Below are 21,693 nucleotides of genomic sequence, written 5' to 3' on the forward strand. Positions count from 1 at the left end.
AGTAAAGTAAAAGGTGCTTAATTGGACTTCAAAAGGGCGTTAGTAAGGGTCTTAAAGGGTATCTTTTGAAAGCCTATTAGGCGTCTTTTAGAGGCCAAAAGAGCATGTATTTAAAATCATGACGTGAAAAATTATGACAAAACAACAAATTATTAGTCCAATTGGACCTATTAAGCTAATTAGCCTAATTAGGCTAATTAGGAATCAGTTATTTGTAGATTATAGATTGACATAGTATCAATTTGGGATAGAGATTCCATGCAAGTGTATAAGTCTTAAAACTTGATTACACATCAATATCAGCTTTATATCAATATATTAACCCACAATCTGTTCCTAATATATATAGAAAAATCAAAAAAATAGTGTACCTTTGCAGCCTATAATGCATTTATATAAACCTGATATGATAAATTCAATATTTCAATTTGACAATAAAAGAACAGTCTTTTCAGCACAGAATACTCTATTGAAAAGAGGTTTTCTCGCTCTTTCCCTCCTACTTTCTGCAACAGCCAACTACGCTAAAGATATTGATTTCAACACTGCTTTACGTATTGCAAGAACGTATGTAAATGTAAGCAAAAAGGCTGCCCAAAACGTAAAAACACGTGCTGTTGCAACTGCGACACAACAACCTTACTACGTTTTCAACGATGATGCAGGCAAAGGCTTTGTTGTCGTTGCGGGCGATGATAAGATGGGTGAGGTGTTGGCTTACAGCAACGAGGCTTCGATTGATATGGCTAACCTTAATCCTGAAGCACGTTATCTCTTTGATACTTATCGACAGGTATATGAAGAGTTGAGGAAAAACAAAGCTCTTACCACACGTGCAGGAGCAGCTACAAAGACAACTGATGCAGTACAGCCATTGCTGAAAAGCAAGTGGGGACAGGACTATCCATACAGCAAGCAGACCCGTTACATGACGGGGTGTGTAGCTACTGCGGTTGCACAAGTGATGTATTTCCATAAATGGCCAGCACAAGGAAAGGGACAAGAAAGCTATACGGTGAAGTTTGATAACACTGTTCGCTCAGCCGATTTCACACAGTCACGTTATGATTGGGACAATATGCTGCCCAATTATAACCGTAGAAACGTTACTGCACAGCAGGAAGATGCGGTGGCATTGCTGATGAACGATGTAGGTATTGCTACCAATATGCAGTACACTGATGGTGCAAGTGGTACACAGAGTTATATGGCTGAGCGTGCTTTGCGCAATTACTTCGACTATGATGCCTCAATGGTAACAAGATCATACGAGGGAGTTTCCAACTTTATCGAGATTGTCAAGAAAGAACTCCGCAATGGTTTCCCACTCTATATATCAGGTGATTCAAAGAATGGAGCGGGTCATGCGTGGGTTTGCGATGGCTTTGATGAGGACGATAAGTTCCACATGAACTTTGGATGGAATGGTCAGGCAGATGGCTATTACTCGCTTGCTACCTTGAATGTTACATCTACTGGTAGCGAGTTTAATGGTGCACAGCATAGCTTCAACCGCCGACTTCATGTCATTGCGATACACCCTAATAAGCCTGGTACACCAAAGATTGATGCTGACATAGCCTATCAGTCACCTAATATCAATTTTGATTACGGAAGCGACATGGCGTTTGTTGGCGATGCTCCTACAACCTTATCCGCTACTGCTAAGGTGATGTATTCAAGGTTTATCAACCAGAGCCAAAGTGAGCTTGTGGGCGATATTGGTTTAGGAATCTATGACCAAGAGGGGAAACTGGTAAAGGTAACACCTTATGGACAGAACGGAAGGGAGGTATTCACCAAGGACCGATTTATATTTAACGAAGGTAAGTGGGTTTCTGGAGGTGTGATAGATGATAAGATAACCTTCACCCTCGACTTTACAGCACTTACAAACGGTACCTATTCGCTCTATCCTATTGCAGCAAGAACACAGGAAGACGGAACACTTGGAGCTTGGGCGAGAATGAAGAAGGCTCCACGTATCGTGATGAAGGTGGAGAATAGGAACATCAGCTACTTAGAATTGCCATCGACAACAACGGCTTACCAGCTTACAACCAACCCAGAGTTTGACAACAAAGTGATGCCGGGTGAATCAAACATACTCCGTCTAAACATCCGGAAATTAGATACAAACTTCTTCAATGGAACCGTAAAGGTTGAACTTATCAACAGTGAGAATAAGGTCGTATTTACCACACAGACGGATGAAGTGATTGACTTTGATGTCTACACAACAACACGTGTCAGACTTCCATTCAACCTCCCTTATGACATTCCAGCGGGTACCTATCGACTACGTACCACTATTACCAATGCCGACAACGAAAGCTGTCAGGTGCGTGAGAAGGTTTCACAAGAACCTTACACACTGACGATTGAGGATGGAAAGCGCGCTGACCTCTTCTCAAGACTGACTATTTTCGCTCAAGATAATGAGGAAGGAAGTGTTCCTATGGAGAACTTTGATGTATCAAGAAGTTCAACACTCCGAGTGAGTTGTATTGCTATTCTTGCAAAAAATGTACAATACAAGGGCGGCATTACACTCTACCTTATCGACACGGTGACGGGTATGTCAATCCCAGTGATGAAAAAGCCGCTACAGGTTGACCTCACACAAGCAGGAAAGATGACATTGATAACCAGCGATTGGATTGACCCTAAGACTGAGAAACTCATCAACAACCGCCGCTATCGATTGGCATTAATTGGTGTGGTAGATGGTAAGAACGTTGATTTAGTACCAGCGTCTACAAAATCCCCTTACCTTTCTCTCATCAATGGACCGTATGACAAATATCCTGAGGATGTGACAAATGGTGTGGAAGAAGTGAGCATCAAACCGACATTACAATTCGTTGACGGACGCTTATACGTACAACAACAGGGCTTGAAGCGCGTAGAGATATATGGTATGAATGGAATGTTAGTAGCAAGCAGTGTTACGAGTGGCACCGACAATCTTACCCTCTCCGTTCCAAAGGGAATCTACGTGGTGCGCATCATCACACAAGGAGGTCTTTACACAAGCGTTATCCGATAAACAACTATCCAATAACAAAGAGCGAGTACCTATCCCGGCACTCGCTCTTTTTCTATCTTTTAATAATCTATTCGTACTCCGCACATGTGGTGCTTACCAACAGCACCACACGTGCTGACGCTGAGCACCAATGGTGCTGACTACTAATCAGTGTCTACAAGTAGACTATTTCAACACACCAAGTTCCTTACCAATCTTGATGAAAGCCTCAATACACTTGTCAAGCTGCTCACGGTTATGACCTGCTGAGAGCTGAACACGAATACGAGCCTCGCCCTTTGGTACTACTGGATAATAGAAACCAGTTACATAGATACCCTCTTCAAGGAGCTTAGCAGCATATACCTGAGACAACTTAGCATCGTAAAGCATTACCGCACAGATAGCACTTTGGGTTGGTTTAATATCAAAACCAGCAGCCATCATCTTATCGCGGAAGTAGTTAACGTTCTCAACCAACTTGTCATGAAGTTCATTGCTCTCCTTCAATATCTTAAATACTTCAATGCTGGCACCGATAATACATGGTGCAAGTGAGTTAGAGAAGAGATAAGGACGACTGCGCTGACGAAGCATATCAATGATTTCCTTGCGACCAGTTGTGAAGCCACCGAGCGCACCACCAAATGCTTTACCAAGAGTACCTGTGTAGATATCCACGCGGTCGTAAGTCTTGCAGAGTTCGCTTACACCATGACCAGTAGCACCAACAACACCAGCAGAGTGAGACTCATCAACCATCACGAGAGCATTATACTTCTCAGCGAGGTCGCAAATCTTGTCAACTGGAGCAACGTTACCGTCCATTGAGAATACACCATCAGTAACGATGATACGGAAACGCTGTTCCTGTGCCTCCTGCAAACAACGCTCAAGGTCTGCCATATCGGCATTTGCGTAACGATAACGCTTCGCCTTACAAAGGCGTACACCATCAATAATAGAGGCATGGTTGAGCGCATCAGAGATGATAGCATCCTGATCAGTGAGCAATGGCTCAAAGACTCCACCATTAGCGTCAAAGCAAGCAGCATAGAGAATAGTGTCTTCAGTCTTGAAGTAGTCAGAGATTGCAGCCTCAAGTTCCTTGTGGCTGTCCTGTGTTCCACAGATAAAACGAACAGAGGACATACCGAATCCTCGCTTGTCCATCATCTTCTTAGCACCTTCAATCAAACGTGGATGATTAGAAAGACCAAGATAGTTGTTAGCACAGAAGTTCAAAACTTCCTTGCCTTTTACTTCGATTGCCGCACTTTGAGGACTCTCAATGATTCTTTCCTCTTTGTAAAGTCCTGCTTCTTTAATCTCAGCAAGTGCATTACTGAGATGTTCTTTCATCTTACCGTACATAACATTAGATTTTATTTATTAGTAGGCAAAGTAACTTATAAAAATTGAGAAAAAGGAGGTTGAGGAGGTTTTTTTTACGTGATGACTTATTTTTTTAATAATTTTAATACCTAATAGTGCGTTATCAACAAAAAATATGCTTACTTTGCAACCAGTTATATTTAAGCTTAACAATATTTATGAAAAATGTTTTGGTCATAGGCTCTACTGGTCAAATTGGCTCGGAGCTTACCAGAGAACTTAGAAAACGTTATGGAAACGACAGCATTGTTGCTGGTTACATTAAAGGAGCAGAACCTAAAGGTGAACTGAAAGAAGGCGGCCCATCAGCAGAAGCCGACGTTACTAACCCAGAGATGATTGCCGATATTGTAAAAAAGTACAACATTGACACCATCTACAACCTTGCTGCATTACTCTCGGTAGTAGCAGAAAAGAAACCACAACTGGCTTGGAAAATCGGTATTGACGGTCTGTGGAACATCTTGGAAGTAGCGCGTGAGAACAATTGTGCGGTCTTTACTCCAAGTTCTATCGGTTCATTTGGTTTGAGTACACCTCACACACTGACGCCACAGGACACTGTTCAGCGTCCTGAAACAATCTATGGTGTGTCAAAGGTTACCACAGAGTTGCTCAGCGACTACTACTTTAAGAAGTACGGTGTTGACACTCGCTCAGTACGTTTCCCAGGTTTGATTTCCTATGTAACGCCTCCGGGTGGTGGTACTACTGACTATGCAGTTGACATCTATTACGCTGCTGTTCGTGGTGAGAAGTTCGTGTGCCCTATCAAGAAGGGAACACTGATGGACATGATGTACATGCCAGATGGTTTGCATGCAGCTATCTCATTGATGGAAGCTGACCCAACACGTTTGGTTCATCGCAATGGTTTCAACATTGCTTCTATGAGCTTCGACCCTGAAGAAATCTTCAATGCTATCAAACGTTACAAGCCAGAGTTTGAGATGGAATACGACGTAGACCCACTCAAGCAGGGTATTGCTGACAGTTGGCCAGACAGTCTTGACGATAGTTGCGCACGCGCTGAGTGGGATTGGAAGCCTCAGTATGACCTCGACGCAATGACTGTTGATATGCTGAAGAACCTTGAGGCTAAGTTGAAATAAGTCTACAACACAAAGAGATAGATTAGTATAAGCTTGAAGATAGTACCTATTAAACTACTCTATCAGGCTATAATCTAAACAGTATAAAGAAACAAAGAGGTGGTTGCCAGCATGGTAATCACCTCTTTGTTATTTACTATGAATGTTCCCTCAGATGCGCACTTTACATCATCAGCCAACATTCAACACCCTACTCCCAAGCAAAACATATTCCCTCAGATGCGCACTTAGCATCATCAGCCAACATTCATCACCCAACACTCAAGCAAAACATGTTCCCTCAGATGCGCACTTAGCATCATCAGCCAACATTCATCACCCAACACTCAAGCAAAACATGTTCCCTCAGATGCGCACTTTGCTTTCTTTGGAGAATTATTTTCATGAAAAAAAATAATTATTTACGTGAGAAGAAATATTTTTCTTCATGAACAAAAATATTTATTTTCATGAAAATAATTCGCACATAAAGCACACTTTTCTTATAAAAGAAAGAAATACAAGCCTTTACAGCAATACTATCATCACCGACTTAGCCTACTATTATCTTCAAACACACGAATGGATTAATATTTATTTCTTTCCGCATCTCTACTTATCGACGGATATTCCACATCGGTGTTTCACCTCCTCCGAAGAGAACGTCTATATTAGCACCATTCTTCTTCTCGATAACATCCCATGCACGCAACTGAATAAACTGTGCTGGCGAGAGGTTCAACTCAGTCATATAAGCCTTGTCAGCCACCGCCTTATTACGCTCGGCCTTTGCACGTGCAAGCTCCATTTCGGCACGTTTCTCCTGTGTCTGCTTAGCCTGAATGCTTGCAGCAGTCTTGTTCATTTCCTCCAACTGCTCCTTGTTAGGCATCACACGATCGGTAATCACCTGCTGAATATCAATAGGGAAGTTTGCCTTTTTTGATAAAGAAGCAACATATTGGCGCATAGATAGCTTGATACGGTCGTCAAACTTAGCAAGCACCTCACGATTACTCATCAAGTCGAATGGTGAACAAGAGGATACATACTCACGTACCTTATTGCGGAAATAAGGCTCAATGAAGTTCTCAAACCAGTTTTCTCCATAATTTCTCAGCAAGTCAGGGGTCTGCCCTTTCTTCACTTGGATAATCATATACATATTAACATCAAGTGGAGTATTGTCATTTGAGAGCAAGTCATCAAACTGGAACTGCATCTTCTGTGGTAAGATATTAAAGTAGACAGCAGTCGTTGTTGGTGCTATCAGAGTGATTGAATTTACTGGGTCGTCAGCAACACGCGTACTACCAAAGAAGATAGGCTTCATCTTTAACGCAGCTTCTTGGTCGTATGAAGGGTTTACAAATGAGAAGAAAGCAAATCCGATGACACAAAGAAAGGCTGCAAAGGCTGCAGGAATCAATAACTTTTTCGAAATATTCATACTAAAGAAATCTTTAAGATTAAAATTAGAATACTGTTCGCTGGGGCGCTTTGAATTGATTTTCATATCAAATGAATTTATAATATCTATGCCTATAAATTGACATCTTATCATTGCAAAGATAATAAAAATATAATATGTAACGCTATTTTTATTCCTATTACTTCCCAAAGGAAAGCTATTAAGATTTAACTTTGAAACGCATCAGGTAAGGACTCTTTGATTCTATCTGCAAGCATACGGAGCAATGTATGACGAATGAAGTTAGGCGAAGTCATCAGTATTATCTCACGAGAAGGCACTGGATGAGCAAATGGACGCACAAGGCGATGCTGCTCCTTTGTGAGCTGTGAGAGGGCAAGCTGTGGTATGAAAGTTACTCCCTTACCATGCTCTACGATACGCATAAAGGTTTCTATGCTTCCTAAATTATAGCTCTTCTTACTCAAGGCAGCCGACTTCAGCTGACAGAACTTCACCAACTGATCACGGAAACAATGTCCTTCGTCCAGCAACCACAAATATTCTCCAGACAAATCAGCAGGACGAATAAACTCCTTCTCAAACAATGGGTCGCCTTCTGCTACATAACCGAAGAACTGTTCACGATAAAGCGGTGTACACGACATCTCCTCCAATCCGTCGACACGTGCCAAGATACCAGCATCAATATCACCCCGACGAAGTGCTCTGCGCATCTCCTCAGTCTTCATCTCCGTAATTCGCACATCCATCTCTGGGTGTTCGTTCATCAACTGAGGGAAGAAACGTGGAATAAGGTAAGGTGCGATGGTTGGCAGCACGCCCACCTCAAAGGTACCCGTAAGCACCTGACGTTCCTCATCAATAACTTGTTTGAGTTTCTTTGCACGATTAAGCACTTTCCAAGCCTCCTCTATCACCTTCATTCCTGATTGTGTAGGCTGTATCGGTTGACGCTTACGATCAAAGATTTTCACACCTAATTCGTCTTCCAATTTTTGAATCATCGAACTAAGTGTTGGCTGTGTGACATTGCAATCATCAGCTGCCTTTGCAAAATGCTTGAGCCGATAAACTGCCATTACATATTCTAATTGTTGTAGTGTCATTCTTCTAATACCATATATAGACTATGGCAAAAATAGATAAAAAAAGCCGAATAGCCGTGTTATCATCGTATTTTTATGCTTTATATAGCTCTTTTTCATCCTTTATAGTGAGTATATACGACCTTAATCACCATAAATAAGTATTAAATTTCACCACCTTATAAGTTTCATATCAGTATTCCTCACCACCTAACAACCATCACCCAACAACCAACAAGCCACAACGCACTAAGTGTGCTAACGCTCCGCACATGTGGTGCGGAGGCTGAACACAAAGCGTGCGGAGGCTGAGCACAAAGCGTATTAAAGGTTGACAACCTTATTATATATGATTTTATTGACTACAACTTGCTATGAAGTAAGAGTTGTTCTTAGCTTATTCATCTTACGTTTCAAAGACAATACGATTGCTTTCAATTCATTATTGCATTGCATAAGTATATGTTTAATATATTTTTTAGTTGAAGGTAATCTTTTAATTTACCAAATAGACGAACACAACTCATTGATAATCAGCACTGCTAATAAGCTTGATAGATTTTATTAATCAGCATATAGATTTTATCTATTGGCTGTAATAATTACAAATACTATCTTTGCATTACGAAACAAAAAATAATTTATCACATAAATAGTTTTAAGAAGATATGGAACCAATTATCAATGCACACGCACCAGAGTTTACCGTTCAGGCTTTCCAGGACGGACAGTTTAAGACCGTTTCAAGCAAGGATATCGAGGGCAAATGGGCGCTCTTCTTCTTCTATCCAGCTGACTTCACTTTCGTATGTCCTACAGAGTTGGAGGATTTGGCAGACAAGTACGAGCAGCTCAAGGGTCTTGGTGTAGAGGTATTCTCAGTAAGTACTGATACTCACTTCGTACACAAGGCATGGCACGATGCTTCTGAGACAATCAAGAAGATTAAGTACGCTATGCTCGCTGACCCAACAGGCGTATTGAGCCGTGGCTTCGGTGTATACAAAGAGGACGAGGGTCTGGCTTACCGTGGTACATTCCTCGTAAACCCAGAGGGTCTCGTTAAGATTGCTGAAATCCAAGACAACAGCATCGGTCGTAACGCTGATGAGCTCGTTCGTAAGGTTGAGGCTGCGTTGTTCGTTGCTTCTCACGAGGGTGAGGTTTGCCCAGCTAAGTGGAAGAAGGGTGGCGAGACATTGAAGCCAAGCATCGACCTCGTAGGTAAGCTCTAAGACTTAGTATCTGTAATAACAGACATAAAAGTGTCATAGAAGTTATGGTGGAGAGATAAGTCTCGGGACTTTATCTCTCCACTTTTTTATTAATAAGGAGAGAAATATACAAACCCATGTTAGATTCAAACATACTCGAACAGGTGAAAGGCGTCTTTGCTTCGCTCTCATCTGATATAACACTTAGCGTAACCCGCAACAGCAATGACGAAAACTCAGCAGAGTTCTCTTCCTTCCTTGAGGATTTCGCCTCTACTTCTGACAAGATTAAGACAGTTTATAAGGAAGGAGAACAGTTCTCGTTTAGTATCCTTCGCAATGGTGAAGAAACTGGTATCAGCTTCCGTGGCATACCAAACGGACACGAGTTTACTTCGTTGCTCCTTGCTATCCTCAATACTGACGGACAGGGTAAGAACCTTCCTGACGAGGCGATTGCAGCACGTATCAAGTCATTAAAGGGTGAAATACGCCTTCAGACTTACGTATCTCTCACCTGCACAAACTGTCCTGACGTTGTTCAGGCACTCAACGTTATGGCGCTTATCAACCCAAATATCAGCAATGAGATGGTTGACGGCGGTCTATATCAGGACGAAATACAACGTTTAAACATACAAGGCGTACCTTCTGTGTACGTTAATGGGGAGCCATTGCATACTGGTCGTGGCGATCTCGGAATCCTTTTGCAGGAGTTAGAGGACAAGGTAGGCACCGATCACGATGAGAATGCTGTGCAGACAGTACGTGAATATGATGTTATCGTACTCGGTGGTGGTCCTGCTGGAGCATCTTCTGCTATCTACTCTGCCCGCAAAGGCTTGCGCGTAGCTATTGTTGCAGAGCGCATCGGAGGACAGGTAAATGATACAACAGGCATAGAAAACCTTATCTCTGTCACCAAAACGACAGGTACACAGCTTGCTGCTGACCTCCGTACCCATATCAATGATTATTCAATCGACGTATTCGACAACCGCAAAGTGGTTTCTACCAACTTGAAAGAGGCTATTAATACTATTTCTGTACGTGGTGGCGAAACCTTCACTGCACCAGCTGTTGTGATTGCAACAGGTGCAAGCTGGCGCCGTCTTGGTCTGCCTGATGAGGACAAATACATCGGTCATGGTGAGCATTTCTGCCCTCATTGCGATGGTCCTTTCTACAAAGGTAAGGATGTAGCAGTCATCGGTGGTGGTAACTCTGGTATCGAAGCAGCCATTGACTTGGCTGGTATCTGCCGCCACGTAACTGTTCTTGAGTTTGCTGATGCTATGCGTGCCGATGAGGTTCTACAGCAGAAAGTAGCCAGTCTGCCTAATGTTGAGGTGTTCCTTTCTACCCAGACAACAGCCCTCTTGGGTGATGGTCAGAAGCTATCGGGTATCAAAGTGAAGGACCGTACCAATGACGAAGAGCGCGAAATAGCCTTAGATGGTGTCTTTGTTCAGATTGGCTTATCGCCAAACAGCGATGCTTTCAAGGATCAAGTAGAGGTAACTCCTCGCAATGAGATTGTCGTTGACGCAACCAACCGCACTAATCTAAGTGGCGTATATGCTGCTGGTGATGTTACAACGGTACCTTACAAACAGATTACAATCGCTATGGGAGAAGGTGCAAAGGCTGCCCTTTCAGCCTTTGACGACCGTATCCGTGGCGTGATTTAAGAATAATATCTTCTCTGACTTGAGTATATGTTGAGCCCGATGAGGCAAGTGTGAACTATCTTCACCTTGTCCATCGGGCATTTTTCTTTTAATTCTAAATTCACAATTCAGAATTCATAATTATGATTACTTTGATAATTCATAATGCATAATTCACAATTCAGAATTATGATTAGCAATGATATCGAAAATAAGGGATTATAAATACAAGACTTTAATCGCCTTCTTCAAGTTCAAAAATATCATCTACACGCTTATCGAATACACGTGCAATCTTCAGACTGAGAACTGTTGAGGGAACATACTTCTCGCTTTCGATAGCGACAATCGTTTGACGAGATACCCCAATAAGTTCTGCTAATTGAGCTTGGGTCATACGCTTTATTGCTCGTTCTACTCTTATATTATTCTTCATTATTTATTCTCCTTTTATGTAGTTCGTAAAGAAAACGGAAGTGAAACAGCAGAAATATGCTGAACATTGATAGCATTAACAACATGATATAAACCATACCAAAGCAGAACCACGTGAAGATTACAAAGAAAATCGTATTTACTTTCAGTGCCCATACTAATGAACGCATTCGGAGATGTTCAACATATTCATCCTCAACTCTTTCCTTTGAAAATGCAATCATATAGAGAGAGATAAAGGTCAAACAGTAGACAATTTCTGAAAACATGTCTTCCTGTGCAAAATAAAAGAAAGAGCGTCCCTCTTGTTCAGGTGCAAAGAAGTTCAAGTTTCCAATATGTAAGGTAATAAAACTCAGTCTGTCATCATTAAACCAGTCATTAATACCTAACCAAGAAACCATAATCATGACACTGCAAGGGATAAAAATAAACCAACCAATCTTCCTAAAGATGTGGGGTAAAAGATAATCTGTTTTCATAAAGTAGCTTTTTTAATTAATAAGACAAGATATCTATCACGCCACAAAAGTAATACTTACTTTTCTTAAAGTCAAGTAAACTATACAAAAAGACTGCTTTAACAATCCTGTATTTAACCTATATTCACACTAAAGACTACTTTTTATGGTCTTTTATCTCATTCTTTTTCTGAATAGAATCAGCTTTTAACTCCTGCTGTGTCAGTCGATAAGCCTTGAGGATAGGGTCTTCCTTATCCTCTAAACCGTCCATTTTCTTGAAAATTTCACGCAACTCTCTGACATGCTTACGGTCTCTACGGTATCGTTTGTCAAGTATAAGACCTAAATCGAAACCACCAAGTCCACCAGACGGGCGTTTTTCTAAGATGTCTCGTTTCGGCATCTTCTTTAAGAGTTCACGCCCATCAACAACTTGTTTACCTATTACCACCACCTCATCCAAATAATGTTCTGCAGGGAAAAGGAAGACGGTATCACGCAAAACCTCACTCCGAAATAACTTCTCTGGTGCATAACCTTTCTTTTTAAAGGTAGCTGTTTGGAATGAATCAGGCAGGTTAATGATTCCTTGCCATGTAGTAAGTCCCACATTCTTCCCATCCACACTGACCAACACATCACGTATTGGAAAGCGCGTAGCCCCATCACATACCAGCACTTTCTGTGCCTGAAGTGACGAGAGTGGTAGCAAAAGCCACAAGAAAAATAGAAATAATCGTATCTGCATAACAATCAATTCTCTACTGCAAACTTACACAAAAGTTTTCTTATTCAGCTTTTTTCGTAATTATTTTTATCGTAAAAGCAGAAAGTTGTAACATTGTTTAAGAGTGAAAGAGTTCATCTCTTCTCAACGTGCGAAGGCCCAGCACCAATGGTGCGGACGCTGAACACCAATAGTGCGAATAGCGATATCGCACCGAATCACTAAGCAAAAGAAACCTTATTAATAACTCAATAACTCAAAGGGAATCATAGGTTTGCATCACAAAGACCAATAATAGTATCACTCGAAATGCCAGATAAGCCGAAAGAGAACAGTCTATTGCTTTATCAAATTATACTTTTCAAACTATTAAAAAAGGCATCTGCGTAGCTACTTTACGACAGATGCCAAATTACTTTCATGTAAAAAAGAAATTATTTTCACGAAAATAAATATTTACGTTCATGAAGAAAAATATTTATTTTCATGAAAATAAATCGAGAAGAATGCCTTTCTATCTTGCTCTCATCGCATTAAGAACAGCAAGAACCATAACGCCAACATCAGCAAAGACAGCTAATCCCATGCTTGCCATTCCAAAGGTAGCAAGGAGAAGAACTGCAACTTTGATACCGATAGCAAACCATGCGTTCTCCTTTGCTATAAAGATAGTACGACGTGAGAGTTCTATAGCAAGTGCAATCTTTGAAGGTTTATCATCCATCAACACAACATCTGCTGCTTCAATGGCTGCATCACTACCCAAAGCACCCATAGCAATACCCACATCAGCACGTGCCAACACTGGTGCATCATTGATTCCATCACCAACAAAGGCTATTGTTTCATCTGTATTCTTCTCCTTAATAAGACGTTCAATGTGACTAACCTTATCAGCAGGGAGCAGTTCGGCATAGTATTCCGTCACCTTTGTCTGCTCAGCAATTTGCTCAACAACTTCCCTCTTGTCGCCGCTCAACATCACTGTCTTGCTAACCCCCAACTGCTTCAGAGACTCTATTGCTTTCACAGCATCAGCCTTCAGCTGGTCAGAGATAACGATATGGCCTGCATATTCACCATCAATCGCAACGTGAACAATCGTACCCACATGGCTCGCACAACGTTCGCAGGTAGGAAGTATAATATTAAGTGTAGCCATTAAGCGGTCATTTCCAACGCTTACCGTCTTACCATTAACAGTAGCAGTAATGCCCTGTCCCGCTGTTTCTTGTATATCTTCAACTGTACAATTATCCTTTTCATCTGTATATGACATACGGAGGGCAAGGGCAATTGGATGGGTAGAATAACGTTCAACATGGGCTGCCAAATGAAGCAACTCTTGCTCAGAGAGTTTCTCTGGATGGATAGCCTCAACATCAAAAGTACCACGTGTCAAAGTTCCAGTCTTATCGAATACCACCGTAGAGAGCTTTGCCAAAGCATCCATATAGTTACCACCCTTAATGAGGATTCCCTTATGAGAAGCCCCACCGATTCCTGCAAAGAAGGTAAGTGGAATAGAAATAACCAAAGCACATGGGCAACTTACAACCAAGAAGGTCAATGCACGATAGAGCCAAACACCAAAGGCTGGTGCGTAACTATCATAGAAGAACGGAGGAATAACAGCCAAAGCAAGAGCAGCAATCACCACGATAGGGGTATAGACACGTGCAAAACGACGAATGAAAGACTCACTGTGTGACTTGTTATCACCTGCCTCTTCGACGAGTTGGATAATCTTTGCAGCCGTAGACTCACTATATGCCTTTTCAACTTGAACTTTCAACACACCCGAAAGATTAACACAACCAGAGATAACCTCCATGCCCACACTTACATCACGTGGCATACTCTCACCCGTAAGGGCCACAGTATTCAAGCTGGAAGCGCCCTCAAGTACCCTTCCATCTAATGGTATCTTCTCTCCGGGTTTAACAATCACAGTCTCACCAATCGTCACTTCCTCTGGACTTACGCTCTTTACCACTCCATTTCGCTCCACGTTGGCTACATCAGGACGAATATCCATCAGCTCAGAGATGGAGTCGCGCGCCTTGTCTTCCGCATAATGCTCAAAGAGTTCACCCAATTGGAAGAACAACATCACAAAGACTCCTTCGATAAACTGTGGTTCAGCATTAGGAAGAAAACCAATGAGTAATGCTCCGATAGTCGCAATACTCATAAGGAAATTCTCATCAAAAGGGTCGCCTTCCATGACTCCCTCAACCGCTTCACCTAATACATCATAACTGATAACCAGATATGGAACCAAATAAACAAGCAGCACCTGCCACATTGGGAGTGTTGCAAAATGCTCCACAAGCCATGCTCCTGCGAGGAGTACAGCCGTAAGAATGATTCTTAAAAGTTTCTTTTTCATAATCTTAAACCTGTTACTGCATTAATATTCTGCTGCAAAGATAAGAATTATATTTTGCAACTGGGTTGCAAAGATGGTTACAAGTATATAAGAACATACCAATTTTTTCTCCTTACACCTTCTAAAAACTAACGCTTTTACTTTGCAAAAACTTTTCCTTCTTTTGCTTTTTTGCCTTCTTACTCCTTTACTATTCAAACCCTTTTCGTTACCTTTGCACCTATGAAAATAGGAACAATAGATTTGGGAGAACGCCCACTATTCTTGGCTCCAATGGAGGATGTGACAGATATTGGCTTCCGAAAGATGTGCAAACGCTTTGGGGCAGCCATGGTATATACGGAGTTTGTGTCGGCTGATGCCGTCATCCGTAGTATCAAGTCGACACTTTCAAAATTAGTCATTGACGATAGTGAGCGCCCTGTAGGAATACAGATATACGGCAGAGATGTAGCTTCGATGGTTGAAGCAGCCAAGATTGTAGAACAGGTTAAGCCCGATGTGATAGATATTAACTTTGGTTGTCCGGTGAAGAAGGTGGCAAACAAAGGTGCTGGCTCTGGTATGTTGAAGAACATCCCATTGCTACTTGACATCACAAGAGAGGTAGTAAAGGCTGTCAACACACCTGTCACAGTGAAGACTCGATTAGGTTGGGACAACGACAACTTGGTTATTACCGACCTTGCAGAACAATTGCAAGACTGTGGCATACAGGCATTAACGATTCATGGACGTACCCGTTCGCAGATGTACACAGGCGAGGCTGACTGGACACTGATTGGTGAGGTGAAGAACAATCCACGTATTCATATCCCCATCATTGGCAATGGTGACGTTACAAGTATTGCAGAAGCGCACGAGAAGTTCGACCGTTATGGTGTTGATGCTGTGATGATTGGACGCGCAACCTTTGGTTGTCCATGGCTCTTTAACCAAGGAGAGAAGCAGCTAACAATAGATGACAAGATTGACATTCTTGAAGAGATGCTACGCATAAATGTGGAACGTATCGACGAGCATCGTGGTATCCTGCATACTCGTCGACACTTAGCAGCATCGCCAATCTTCAAAGGAATCCCTGATTTTAAGAAGATACGCATCGCCATGTTGCGCACAACAAAGATGGATGAGCTGATGGCTATCCTCGAAGATTGCAGGGAAAAGCTAAGAGAATAATGAACAATTAGGATTATAAGGCCAATAAGCCTAATTAGGCTAATTAGCCCAATAAAACCAAAAAGGGAAGAAACCACACGGCTTCTTCCCTTTTTCTGTCGGGATGACCAGAGTCGAACTGGCGACCCCTACGTCCCGAACGTAGTGCGCTACCAACTGCGCTACATCCCGATTGTTTTATAAACGAATGCAAAGTTAATTATTTTCTCGGACTAACATAGACTTTGCTATCGTTTTTCTTATCTCTTAGAGCAAATCTGGAAGCTCAAAAAGCTTAATTCCATTACTACCTTTTATCAAGATATAATGGTTGTCTGGACGATGAAGAGCTGTCTCCGCCTTCACCTCATCGATGTCATTAAACTTGCGGAAATCAGTTTGTGTTTTAGCAAACTCCTCTCCAACCAACCACACATTACGAATGTCTGTGGCTTTCAATAGTTCCACAACCTTCTGATGTTCTTCTGCAGACGCATCTCCAAGTTCACGCATATCGCCGAGGATAGCCATCTTATTCTCTACATCCATCAACTGAAAGTTCTCTATTGCAGCAGCCATACTGGATGGATTAGCATTATATGCATCCACAATAAGTTTGTTATGTGCTGTCTCTGTCAGCTGTGAACGATTGTTATGAGGGACATAATTCTCCAAAGCATGGTTGATTTGCTGTGGCGTAACACCAAAGTGAAGACCAATAGCAATGGCTGCCAACATATTATCTAAGTTGTAAGAACCAATGAGATGGGTCTGAACTTCGTAGGTGGTGGATGATGGTTGTTGGGTGTTAAGGCTTGATGATTGCCATTCAAACTTCAAACATGGCGCACAACTAACAACGTTACCTTGCACGTCAGCAGTATCATCCTGTCCGTAAGTTATGATACGATCAAACTCACGCTGCTCTGCCATCTCTGTCAAATCAGGGTTACTCTCGTTGAGAAAAAGCAAACTTCCATGAGCTTTAAGGAAATCATAGAGTTCGCCCTTTGTCTGCTTTACGCCCTCAAAACTACCAAAACCCTGCAGATGCGCACGACCAACATTGGTTATCAAACCGCAAGTTGGCTCTACGTATGTAACTAATTTCTCGATGTCACCAGGATGAGAAGCACCCATCTCAATAACCGCAATCTCATGTTCTGGACGAATATCAAGCAAGGTACGAGGCACACCTACATCGTTGTTATAATTCGCCTCCGTATGATGTACATTGAATTTCTCAGTCAATACAGCAGAGATAAGTTCTTTGCTTGTCGTCTTTCCGTTTGTTCCTGTAATACCAATCACAGGGATTGAGAACTGACGACGATGTTCGCGTGCCAATTCCTTATAAGTAACAAGGGCATCATCAACGAGGATATAACGCTCGTCGCCAGCCTTTGCATATTCCTTTTCGTCAATGATTGCATAGCTACAGCCCTTTTCCAAGGCTGCTTCAGCAAACTTATTACCATCGAATGAAACTCCCTTCAATGCCAAGAAAATACTTCCTTTAGGACAGTTACGACTGTCGGTGGTCACGACGGGATGCGCTTGGTAAATCTTGTAAATCTCCTGTATATCCATTGCGTTTACTTTATTCTTAGTGCAAAGGTAAGCTAAATGAAAGACAATGCAAAGCAATGAATGTCTTTTTTTATTATCAGAAATAATGTTCAAGCAGTTAGGAGGATTACGATTAGACTCGGTCCAACAACATATAGCAAGCGAATTAACGCCCCGCACCATTGGTGTTAAGCCTCCGCACCAATGGTGCGGAGCATCAACACAACGAAAAAAGATGGTAAAGAGTTTCTATCAGAGCCTAACAATAGCTTATAAAACATGACTACTTAAAACGCAACATACGGACGCAAACGCTCGATTGATTCGGGAGTAAAGTCCTTTAATAAGTGGAGTTGTGAGAGATTGGAAAGTTTTCCTTTAAGTCGTCTATAATCACAAATAGCCCTTGCCTGATAGAAGTTCATATAAGGATGCTGGCGAAGTTGTCCAAGAGTTGCGGTATTTAGGTTTATCTTCTCCGTTTGTGGGTTAGCAATTGAGAAGTAAGGTAGACTTTCTTCTGGGAATCCTTCTATCTCTTGCAGTTGTCCCACAGCAACGTATCCACCTAATCGTTTACCATAGCTGAGAATGGCACGTGCCCACCCTGAGCCTATACCAGGCACCTTCTTTAGCTGGGTTGTATCAGCAGTAACAAGATTGATACGCTCACCTGCTTTTAGTTTCAATGGGTAGCGAAGAGTGTCACGATCGTTACCTTTGTTAGGCTTATACGCGTTTTGCGCCTTATAGGCTTCATAAGCAGCATGGGCAGCCTGCCTATCAGCTTCCTTTTGAGCAATATAAGCTTGTACAGAGGCGAGCGTGGAGGCCGGTTCGTAATCATCGCCAATCGTTATATAGGGTTCTAACTCTCGATACTGCTTGCGCGTAAGACCATAGAGTCTGGCGAAATCCATTGGTGAATGATAGACTCCTCCTTTAGAACGATACTTGATGATGTTACGCACTTGGAAAGGGGCTAAGCCTAACTGCTGCAACTGTTCGGCTGTAGCCGTATTCGGGTCAAAGGGAAATAGCTGTTTACCTTCTGCCGTTTCAACTGCAGGAAGCTGTTCTTTATGGGAGAAAGAAGTGGGCTTAAGCTTACTTATACTGTCGTTTTTCACATCTGAAGTTTCCGTTGTCTGATTGCCAACAAAGATAATCAAACCAATACTACCAACGATAAACAACAAGAGTATCAGTAGCACTTTTCGATCGGAACGATGGAGATAGAAAATCGATTTTAGATTCATAGTGTGTAGAATTTAAGTCATTTTCTTTTCTTCAAAAGAGATTCTTTTTATAGAAGTAAAGAATGGTCAGGTAGTTATTAAGTATGAATAAGTGATGAAAGGTAGTAGATTAAGAGTGGAGATTAAGACCTCTCTTGATATTTACCAATCCCCTCTCCTATTGAAGAAGGGTTGGTATAGAGCTTCTTCTCTTACTTTTTCAGGATGGAGAAGATAGAGAGAACTTACTTATCTAATGGCTTAGAATACTCCCAACTGATGTAGGAAGATAGCAAGAATAGCCAGTGGACAGACGAAACGGATGAGGAAGTAATAAGTACCAAAGAAGATACCACGTGTGGTTCCCCAGTTAGTAAACTCATCTTTCACCAGCTTTTTAGGTACATACCAGCCAATGAATAGGCAGGTAAGAAGTCCACCAATAGGGAGGAAGATTTGTCCTGTCACAAAGTCGAAGACGTCGAAAAGGTCGACACCTGCCACTTTGAGGAAACTCCACTCGCCCAACGACAACGAACAGACAGCACCGATAAGCGAACAACCAGCCGTAACGATCATTGCAGCACGTGGACGACTGATGCGCAACTCCTCTTGGAAGAAGGCTGTACTCACCTCGTGTAGGGAAATCAAAGAGGTCAACGCTGCCATTGAAAGCAATAGATAAAATGCCATTGAAATAATATATCCTACCACAGGCATACTTGCAAAGGCTTGTTCAAAAACATTTGGAAGTGTGATAAAGATAAGAGATGGTCCGCTATCAGGACTTACTCCCACCGAGAAGGCTGCTGGGAAAATCATCAAACCTGCAAGAATTGCAACGCAACAATCAATAATACCAATCTGTACAGCCGAGTTCAAGAGCTTTGTATGACGGCTATAATAAGAGGCGTAGGTACAAATACAGCCCATTGCAATACTCATCGAATAGAATGATTGTCCCAAAGCACCAAGGAAGACATCACCCGTTACCTTACTAAAATCGGGCTTCAGAAGGAATTCTATTCCCTTACTTGCTCCTGGAAGAAGGCAAGATGCTATGACAATAGCCACCAAAAGCACGAAAAGTGCTGGCATCAGAATCTTTGATGCACGCTCAATACCATCCCTAACACCATGAATGATAACGTAATGCGTGAAAAGTAGAATCATTACTGTCCATAGAACTGGCTTCCATGGATTAGTAGAAAAGTCTGTAAAATAAGACTTAAAAAACTCTGGTGTACCATGAAGATGATTCAACACAGAGGCTGCACCATATTGCAAGCACCAACCTGAAACCACAGCATAATAGCCAGTAATGAGGAAACCTGTGAGCACCCCTAAGTAACCCACCCACTTCCAAGCTGTTCCATTGGATAGCTTTGTGTAGGCACGTGCGGTATTAGAGGCTGCATGACGACCGATAATAAACTCGCTGACCATGCAAGGTAAGCCCAACAACAAGATACAACCGATATAGATAAGAATGAAAGCAGCACCACCATTCTGACCTGTCATATAAGGGAAACGCCACACATTACCCAAACCAACAGCACCGCCTGCCGTGGCAAGAATCATACCTAACTTGCTTCCAAACTTTGCTCTTTTTTGTTCACCCATATAAATTTGACTTGAATATATGCGCAAATTTACGAAAAAATCTCTACTTTTGTATCAAATTAGAAGTAAAATATGAATATATTACAACACATCTTAACTAAATATCCATTTAGTTGTATTATTGTAATAGGAACTTGGATATTGTGTTTTATGACTATTCCTGAAACTCCATTGAGTTCTGTTAGGTTTATAGACAAGTGGACACATAGTCTTATCTACTTAGTTTTAGGACTAAGCATAAGCCTTGAATACATACGCACAACAAAGTATCCCAGCCCCAAGTTTATTGTCGTATGGGTCTGGTTAATACCTGTTCTTATGGGAGGACTCATAGAGATTCTTCAGTCCAACTGTACAAATGGGAATCGAAGTGGCGAATGGCTCGACTTCTACGCAGACGCTATTGGTTCGACAATAGCCTTACTTATCGGTATTCTTCTGGTACGATATCGCGCCAAAGCTTAAATGGATTGCGACGCATCTGAGAATTATAAAAGTGGCGATTTCCCGTCACCTCCAAGCCTATAAAGTCTGGCTTGTCAAACAACTCATCCTCACTACCTAACTCAACCTCAGCCAACACGAGTCCTTCATTATCCCCATGAAACTCGTCTATCTCAAAGGTATGACCACCAAAAGGAACAAGATGGCGATGCTTATCAATTACACCCGGCTCGCATAAAAGCATTAGCTGCTGTGCTTCTTCCAGTGTAATCTCTTTTTCAAACTCATAACGTGATAGACCACCTGTACGTGATGGACCTTTGATTGTCAGATAGCCTTTATCATCTCTGATACGAACACGAACGGTATTGACTGCTGCAAAATATCCTTGTTGTATGTGACTACAACTACTTGCATGCTTTTTCCAGTCCTTATTCTTATGAACTAAGAACTTTCTTTCAATCTCTAATCCACTCATGAGAATCCCATTATTAATATAATCATTGACTGTTACCTATCAATAAGATAACTGTCGGCCATTATAAAAGCGCTGATTATTATTAGATATTTGATGCAATAATGATTGTAAGAACGCTCAATGTTATTAGAATCACAGCCAACCATGTAATAACTCGCTTAGCCTGTTTTTCTTGTTTAAGTTCTCTTTCCTTACGGTTTACTTTACTTCTTTCGCTCATAGTTATATTATTTTAAAAGGTTGAATA

18 protein-coding genes and 1 tRNA gene are annotated in these 21,693 nt (G+C 41.7%); 6 read left to right on the forward strand and 13 right to left on the reverse strand.

What is annotated here, in order from left to right:
- Positions 1–406 precede the first annotated feature (406 nt).
- Positions 407–3,049, forward strand: a complete 2,643-nt coding sequence (locus PMEL_RS05960) for a thiol protease/hemagglutinin PrtT (protein WP_120174404.1) — start codon at positions 407–409, stop codon at positions 3,047–3,049.
- Positions 3,050–3,214: 165 nt separating this feature from the next.
- Here the strand turns inward: PMEL_RS05960 and kbl are convergent, their stop codons facing one another.
- Positions 3,215–4,402: a glycine C-acetyltransferase gene (gene kbl / locus PMEL_RS05965; protein ID WP_120174405.1), complete on the reverse strand. Its 1,188-nt coding sequence runs from the start codon at positions 4,400–4,402 to the stop codon at positions 3,215–3,217.
- A 179-nt stretch (positions 4,403–4,581) separates the two neighbouring features.
- Here kbl and PMEL_RS05970 point away from each other — a divergent pair, with 179 nt between their 5' ends.
- A complete protein-coding gene (locus PMEL_RS05970; protein WP_120174406.1) occupies positions 4,582–5,535 on the forward strand; it encodes an NAD-dependent epimerase/dehydratase family protein in 954 nt (317 codons plus the stop codon).
- A gap of 595 nt (positions 5,536–6,130) precedes the next feature.
- On the opposite strand, the gene PMEL_RS05975 is transcribed toward PMEL_RS05970, so the two are convergent.
- Both PMEL_RS05975 and PMEL_RS05980 read right to left on the reverse strand, forming a co-directional pair.
- Complete coding sequence (locus tag PMEL_RS05975; protein WP_410524633.1) at positions 6,131–6,964, reverse strand: SPFH domain-containing protein; 834 nt, start codon at positions 6,962–6,964, stop codon at positions 6,131–6,133.
- 188 nt (positions 6,965–7,152) lie between these two features.
- Positions 7,153–8,055 carry a hydrogen peroxide-inducible genes activator gene (locus PMEL_RS05980; RefSeq protein WP_120174408.1) on the reverse strand — a complete coding sequence of 301 codons (903 nt, stop codon included), beginning with the start codon at positions 8,053–8,055 and terminating at the stop codon, positions 7,153–7,155.
- Between the two features lie 647 nt (positions 8,056–8,702).
- Here PMEL_RS05980 and ahpC point away from each other — a divergent pair.
- The gene (gene ahpC / locus PMEL_RS05985) at positions 8,703–9,269 is read left to right on the forward strand and encodes an alkyl hydroperoxide reductase subunit C (RefSeq protein ID WP_120174409.1); all 567 of its coding nucleotides are present in this window, start codon (positions 8,703–8,705) and stop codon (positions 9,267–9,269) included.
- Positions 9,270–9,385: 116 nt separating this feature from the next.
- The gene (gene ahpF, locus PMEL_RS05990) at positions 9,386–10,939 is read left to right on the forward strand and encodes an alkyl hydroperoxide reductase subunit F (RefSeq protein ID WP_120174410.1); all 1,554 of its coding nucleotides are present in this window, start codon (positions 9,386–9,388) and stop codon (positions 10,937–10,939) included.
- A 214-nt stretch (positions 10,940–11,153) separates the two neighbouring features.
- Here the strand turns inward: ahpF and PMEL_RS05995 are convergent, their stop codons facing one another.
- The 4 genes from PMEL_RS05995 to PMEL_RS06010 form a co-directional block, all read right to left on the reverse strand.
- The gene (locus PMEL_RS05995) at positions 11,154–11,354 is read right to left on the reverse strand and encodes a helix-turn-helix transcriptional regulator (RefSeq protein WP_009012559.1); all 201 of its coding nucleotides are present in this window, start codon (positions 11,352–11,354) and stop codon (positions 11,154–11,156) included.
- A complete protein-coding gene (locus tag PMEL_RS06000; RefSeq protein WP_120174411.1) occupies positions 11,344–11,835 on the reverse strand; it encodes a hypothetical protein in 492 nt (163 codons plus the stop codon). Before PMEL_RS06000 ends, PMEL_RS05995 begins: the two co-directional genes overlap by 11 nt.
- Positions 11,836–11,971: 136 nt before the next feature.
- Positions 11,972–12,565, reverse strand: a complete 594-nt coding sequence (locus PMEL_RS06005; RefSeq protein WP_120174412.1) for a hypothetical protein — start codon at positions 12,563–12,565, stop codon at positions 11,972–11,974.
- Positions 12,566–13,058: 493 nt separating this feature from the next.
- A complete protein-coding gene (locus tag PMEL_RS06010; RefSeq protein ID WP_120174413.1) occupies positions 13,059–14,936 on the reverse strand; it encodes a heavy metal translocating P-type ATPase in 1,878 nt (625 codons plus the stop codon).
- Positions 14,937–15,158: 222 nt separating this feature from the next.
- Between PMEL_RS06010 and dusB the strand changes: the two genes are divergently transcribed.
- Complete coding sequence (dusB, locus tag PMEL_RS06015) at positions 15,159–16,115, forward strand: tRNA dihydrouridine synthase DusB (RefSeq protein ID WP_120174414.1); 957 nt, start codon at positions 15,159–15,161, stop codon at positions 16,113–16,115.
- A 98-nt stretch (positions 16,116–16,213) separates the two neighbouring features.
- On the opposite strand, the gene PMEL_RS06020 is transcribed toward dusB, so the two are convergent.
- The 4 genes from PMEL_RS06020 to PMEL_RS06035 all read right to left on the reverse strand — a co-directional run bounded on the left by PMEL_RS06020 (position 16,214) and on the right by PMEL_RS06035 (position 20,524).
- Positions 16,214–16,286, reverse strand: a tRNA-Pro gene (locus PMEL_RS06020).
- 75 nt (positions 16,287–16,361) lie between these two features.
- Positions 16,362–17,684 carry a UDP-N-acetylmuramoyl-tripeptide--D-alanyl-D-alanine ligase gene (locus PMEL_RS06025; protein WP_120174415.1) on the reverse strand — a complete coding sequence of 441 codons (1,323 nt, stop codon included), beginning with the start codon at positions 17,682–17,684 and terminating at the stop codon, positions 16,362–16,364.
- Positions 17,685–17,950: 266 nt separating this feature from the next.
- Positions 17,951–18,922 carry a ComEA family DNA-binding protein gene (locus tag PMEL_RS06030; RefSeq protein ID WP_120174416.1) on the reverse strand — a complete coding sequence of 324 codons (972 nt, stop codon included), beginning with the start codon at positions 18,920–18,922 and terminating at the stop codon, positions 17,951–17,953.
- A 240-nt stretch (positions 18,923–19,162) separates the two neighbouring features.
- Positions 19,163–20,524: a sodium-dependent transporter gene (locus tag PMEL_RS06035; RefSeq protein WP_120174417.1), complete on the reverse strand. Its 1,362-nt coding sequence runs from the start codon at positions 20,522–20,524 to the stop codon at positions 19,163–19,165.
- A 72-nt stretch (positions 20,525–20,596) separates the two neighbouring features.
- Here PMEL_RS06035 and PMEL_RS06040 point away from each other — a divergent pair, with 72 nt between their 5' ends.
- Positions 20,597–20,989 carry a VanZ family protein gene (locus PMEL_RS06040; RefSeq protein WP_120174418.1) on the forward strand — a complete coding sequence of 131 codons (393 nt, stop codon included), beginning with the start codon at positions 20,597–20,599 and terminating at the stop codon, positions 20,987–20,989.
- Here PMEL_RS06040 and PMEL_RS06045 read toward each other — a convergent pair.
- Positions 20,949–21,446: a CYTH domain-containing protein gene (locus PMEL_RS06045; RefSeq protein ID WP_120174419.1), complete on the reverse strand. Its 498-nt coding sequence runs from the start codon at positions 21,444–21,446 to the stop codon at positions 20,949–20,951. The genes PMEL_RS06040 and PMEL_RS06045 overlap by 41 nt on opposite strands.
- 82 nt (positions 21,447–21,528) lie before the next feature.
- Positions 21,529–21,666, reverse strand: a complete 138-nt coding sequence (locus PMEL_RS12230; protein ID WP_172586758.1) for a hypothetical protein — start codon at positions 21,664–21,666, stop codon at positions 21,529–21,531.
- Between the last annotated feature and the right edge of the window lie 27 nt (positions 21,667–21,693).

Origin of the sequence: Prevotella melaninogenica (assembly GCF_003609775.1) — a bacterium.
Lineage (GTDB): Bacteria > Bacteroidota > Bacteroidia > Bacteroidales > Bacteroidaceae > Prevotella > Prevotella melaninogenica_A.